Here is a 4,007-nt window from a genome sequence, read left to right as displayed (position 1 = left end):
ATCATCACCCGCGGCGCTCGGCCCTGGCTCTTTAAGAGCTTACGCATCAGGCGTTTGGCCGCCTTGGCATTGCGGCGGCTTTGCACCAGCACCTCCAGAACAAAACCGTCCTGATCAACGGCGCGCCACAGCCAGTGCTTCTTGCCTCGGATCGAAATGACGGCCTCATCGAGGTGCCACTTGTCTCCAAGCTGGCCGGATGAGCGACGACGGATGTCGTTGGCAAAGGTCCGCCCAAATTTCTCCGCCCACAGCCGGACCGTCTGATGGGAGACAATGATCCCACGGGCAGCCAGCAAGTCCTCGACCATCCGTAGGCTGAGAGGGAAACGGAAATAAAGTCATACGGCGTGGGCAATGATTTCAGCGGGAAAGCGATGGCGGCGATAGAGCGGATCACGGTCTGTCATGGCCCGTCATCGCACATCGAATTCCACGTTCCGTTAAGTTGACGATGCCCGGCTATGTTCTCGACGAGATCGTCCAGGCACGCCGCGATACCAAGGCTGCCAAGCGATTGCTGATCAGGCTGCTGAAGAAACAAGGTCTCACGCCAAGACGCATCGTCACCGACAAGCTTCGCTCATACGGCGCGGCAAAACGGGACGTCATACCGGCGGTCGAACATCGATCTCATAAGGGGCTCAACAATCGGGCGGAGAATTCTCATCTGCCTCTGCGAAAACGAGAACGGATGATGCTGGGATTTCGATCGGTCGGTGGATTGCAACGTTTCGTATCGATCTTTTCGACAGTCCGAAATCTCTTCGTCCCGCCGCACCAGAAACGCTCAGCTCTCGCCACCCGCATTCATCGCATACGCGCCATGGCGCACCGGAAAGCCGTGACTGGCGCAAATGCCTAATTCACGGAAACATACCTCGTTCTATCGATGATCAAACAACGTGACATCGCCTGTTGCCGATGATTTGTCGGTTCTTGGGCACTCGTCAGGCTCTTTCAACGGCAATATCGATTGCTCGGTCGATCATTTCTGATTTGATCATCGGCACAAAATTTAGTCGCTTTCCCTTCTGAAATATCTGCTGGTAATCAATCAGAGTATTAAAATCCCCTAGGTAAGCAAGGGCACCTAGGTGCATAAGCTGAGGTAACCCTGTTGACGGTGGAGGAGCCGTAAGCGCTCTAATCGCTGCCAGATTGTCTTGCGACCGCCACCAAATGATTGCTGCTTTACTAATGTCTTCGATTTCCTTCAGTCCAATCTCCGGCGATCTTTTTTCCAGGCGCGCTTGTAAGAGAAGCTCGTGAGAAGCTCGTTCGCCGACTATTGCACCGATTATTCGCGATATGTCCTTTGAACCCGCTGAAAGGCTCAATCCCATCTTTTGTTCAGACGGAAGCTGGCGTATCTGAACAACCGCACGGAGCTCGCTGTCGCCATCATCTAAAGACAAGACCGCGTCATCTGAGCGACTTTCTCGATGCGCTTTCCAATCGAGCGCTTTGTATATTTCAAGTGCTTTTGTTTCCAATACGTTCATGACTTACAAACCAGGTGCGGCAATTTGATAAATAGGTATGGCATTCGGATAGCCCTGATCCCGCAGCGGCACGCCCGCACGTAAACCAAGTCCTCGCGCCAAATCACCAGAGGGCACTGCATCCCCGCTCGAAATTTGAGGATAAATTGAGGCTTGGTATCTATTCGATTAGTGTTAGCGCCAATATCGGTGACCCGCCGCTTTTCGGATCTCCTGAGTTTACAAAGGCACTGCAATCGATAAGCGCTTCATATTGATCCGGGCATTTTTCTTTGAACGAACGAGTGTTCGAGATTTCCAGAATAGCTAACTCGTCTGGCCTCAAGTTGAAAGAGGTCATGCCACTATTGGGATCGTCGAGATATGTCATGCAATCGATCCATGCGTCCATATTCTCACCATAGAATGCAGGGAAGCCCAGCTCTCGTTTGAAGACCGCATGGAACGATTGCCAGTCGGATATCTGAGCCGCATTAATCTTCACAACGACGCCACGTATCAGGCTGCCTCCCGCTCTTGGCTTTTCGGCCTTTTCCAATTCCAGGGCAGGAGTTCATCGAGCCTGGTCACCAATGGAATAAAGGCTGGCGGGCCTCCTCAATTGACGCAGACCAGAGACGAGGCGGCCCACTGCAGCAATTTCAGGGCACCTCGTGCATCACTAATACGATGTTGGATCAGGACGATCAACTGGCGGCGGAATATCTTCGTTCAAACGACGCTCCAACTCCCGCATGGCATCCTCGTCGGGCGGATCAATCAGTCGATCCAAAAGGTCGCTAGCTGAAACTGACCAATGCACAAGTATATCACTACCATTTCCGGATTTTCTCAAAATAAAGCCGTCGATCGATGAGTTTATAATCTTACAATTTTCCTCACTGACAACGATTAAACCCTTATAATCTCTGTAAGGTAGCACAAGATGATGCCTCATTCCATTTACCCAATACAGCGCGTATACGTCAAGAGTTCGCCTTAGTCCATCAAGTGGCATTATTTTCACTAACAAATCTCCTCGTTAGTTTGTAAGTTTCATATCGTATGCTTTTCCCGTGACGGAGTTATACTGATAGTGAATTGACGCGACCCAGTGTTTTCAGGTTCGATTCCCATCATGAGTGCCATTCGCGGCTTTCATCCCCCGCGCTCCTTTATTATGCGGGGGATACACGGCATAGGCAAAAGCTGCTCCTGTTGCGATTGCTAAAGGAATTGCAGTTACAACCGCTCGTGCAATCTAATCCGGTACCAGGAAATGACCCGAGAACATTTTCACCTACGCCCCTGGGTAAAGTTCTTGATAACAGCGATCGCGTCGATGCTGGTGCTCGGACGCATCGGCTTGGCCGTTTCGGAATTGCCGGCCAACAAGCCGGATCGTTTTCTTGCCGTTCCGCTTGCCGTCGTCCTTCCCTTCCTCGGACTGCTCTATCTCGGACGCCTTCCCGGAACGACGTCATCGGAAGGCGCTATTATGCGGCTTGCGATGATGGTGCAGATTTTGCTCATCCTCGCCCTGCCCACCTATGCGCTGCACTTGGCACTGGGGTTCCCTGTTGCGTTGCTAGCCGTGGAACTGTTCGAGACGCGCGTTCCTCGTGTCCTCCGCGACGACATCAAGCATCGAGTGCTTATGTGATCGATCTCCTGCTCCCGGAACCCTTGATGTGGGCACTCCGCTGGCTGTTGCTGCTTGGCCCGCTCGCGCTGCTTGTGGTGTTGGTCGAATGGCGCAAACCCGCCTACCGGCAACAGGTCGCCGCTTTCTTCGCCTTTCTGTACGGTGCGTCCATGGTTTTTGTGACCCATTCATTGGCGATATGGATGGGATGGTGGCACTACGGCTGGGATTCGCTGATGCTTAACGGTATTCCGGCTGATATCCTGATTGGCGGCGCAGTGTTGTTCGGGCCAGTACTCTATTTCGCCTTGCCTTCAGCCAGTCCGCTCACGATGTGTCTTATCATCATGGTTGGCCTGCACGGCACCATGTTTACCGCGTTGAAACCGCTGGTCGAGGCCGGGTCGAATTGGCCGATCGGTGTCGCCTTCGTGTTCGCGACCGCCCATGCGCCGGCGATCTACCTCGCGCGCTGGACCGAACGACAATCAAACCTTCATTTTCGGGCGGCACTGCTGGCCATCATGTATGCGGGGCTAGCGCTCGGAATTCTGCCGACCCTGGTCATGGCGGCAATGGGAGGCTTCTGGGCACTGGCAGACCACTCATTGTTGGACTGGCTCGGGTTAGCAGCGGGGCTATTGGTCAGCTTTGTGATCGGACTTGCTGGCGTGCAGATGCTAGCGGTTCAAGGTCTCGGCACGGCCATTCCACTTGACCCTACGCAGCGGCTGGTCAGGACCGGCATTTACGCCTATGTGCGCAATCCGATGCAGCTTTCGGCGGCTCTTTCGTGGGTCGTGCTGGGTCTCTTTCTCGGCAATGTCTGGATCATCGCGGCGGCGATCATGGCGTGGGTGTTCGTAGAAGGCGTGGTG

At 53.7% G+C, this 4,007-nt stretch carries 5 protein-coding genes and 2 pseudogenes; 3 read left to right on the top strand and 4 right to left on the bottom strand.

Annotation, left to right across the window (positions count from 1 at the left end):
• A pseudogene (locus AB4Z52_RS35740) lies at positions 1–410 on the bottom strand (IS6 family transposase); the annotation flags it as partial.
• A gap of 50 nt (positions 411–460) precedes the next feature.
• On the opposite strand from AB4Z52_RS35740, the pseudogene AB4Z52_RS35735 reads away from it, so the two are divergent.
• Positions 461–865, top strand: a pseudogene (locus tag AB4Z52_RS35735) (IS6 family transposase); the annotation flags it as partial.
• Positions 866–950: 85 nt separating this feature from the next.
• Here the strand turns inward: AB4Z52_RS35735 and AB4Z52_RS35730 are convergent.
• The 3 genes from AB4Z52_RS35730 to AB4Z52_RS35720 all read right to left on the bottom strand — a co-directional run bounded on the left by AB4Z52_RS35730 (position 951) and on the right by AB4Z52_RS35720 (position 2,511).
• Positions 951–1,505, bottom strand: a complete 555-nt coding sequence (locus AB4Z52_RS35730) for a DUF6990 domain-containing protein (RefSeq protein WP_442222540.1) — start codon at positions 1,503–1,505, stop codon at positions 951–953.
• Between the two features lie 160 nt (positions 1,506–1,665).
• Positions 1,666–2,043, bottom strand: coding sequence for a barstar family protein (locus tag AB4Z52_RS35725; protein WP_442222539.1), 378 nt, complete (start codon positions 2,041–2,043; stop codon positions 1,666–1,668).
• 123 nt (positions 2,044–2,166) lie between these two features.
• Positions 2,167–2,511 carry a hypothetical protein gene (locus AB4Z52_RS35720; RefSeq protein ID WP_442222538.1) on the bottom strand — a complete coding sequence of 115 codons (345 nt, stop codon included), beginning with the start codon at positions 2,509–2,511 and terminating at the stop codon, positions 2,167–2,169.
• Between the two features lie 294 nt (positions 2,512–2,805).
• Between AB4Z52_RS35720 and AB4Z52_RS35715 the strand changes: the two genes are divergently transcribed.
• A complete protein-coding gene (locus AB4Z52_RS35715) occupies positions 2,806–3,147 on the top strand; it encodes a hypothetical protein (protein WP_442222537.1) in 342 nt (113 codons plus the stop codon).
• Positions 3,144–4,007 (top strand): methyltransferase family protein (locus AB4Z52_RS35710; RefSeq protein ID WP_442222536.1); only part of this gene is annotated, 864 nt, incomplete at its 3' end. The genes AB4Z52_RS35715 and AB4Z52_RS35710, both read left to right, overlap by 4 nt.

Source organism: Rhizobium sp. 2YAF20 (assembly GCF_052114685.1).
Classification (GTDB): domain Bacteria; phylum Pseudomonadota; class Alphaproteobacteria; order Rhizobiales; family Rhizobiaceae; genus Rhizobium.
This window is presented reverse-complemented; position numbering and strand designations above follow the sequence as displayed.

Coding starts and splice junctions, on each gene's coding strand:
- AB4Z52_RS35730 (WP_442222540.1), bottom strand. CDS start 1,505: ATGAACGTATTGGAAACAAAAGCACTTGAAATATACAAAGCGCTCGAT.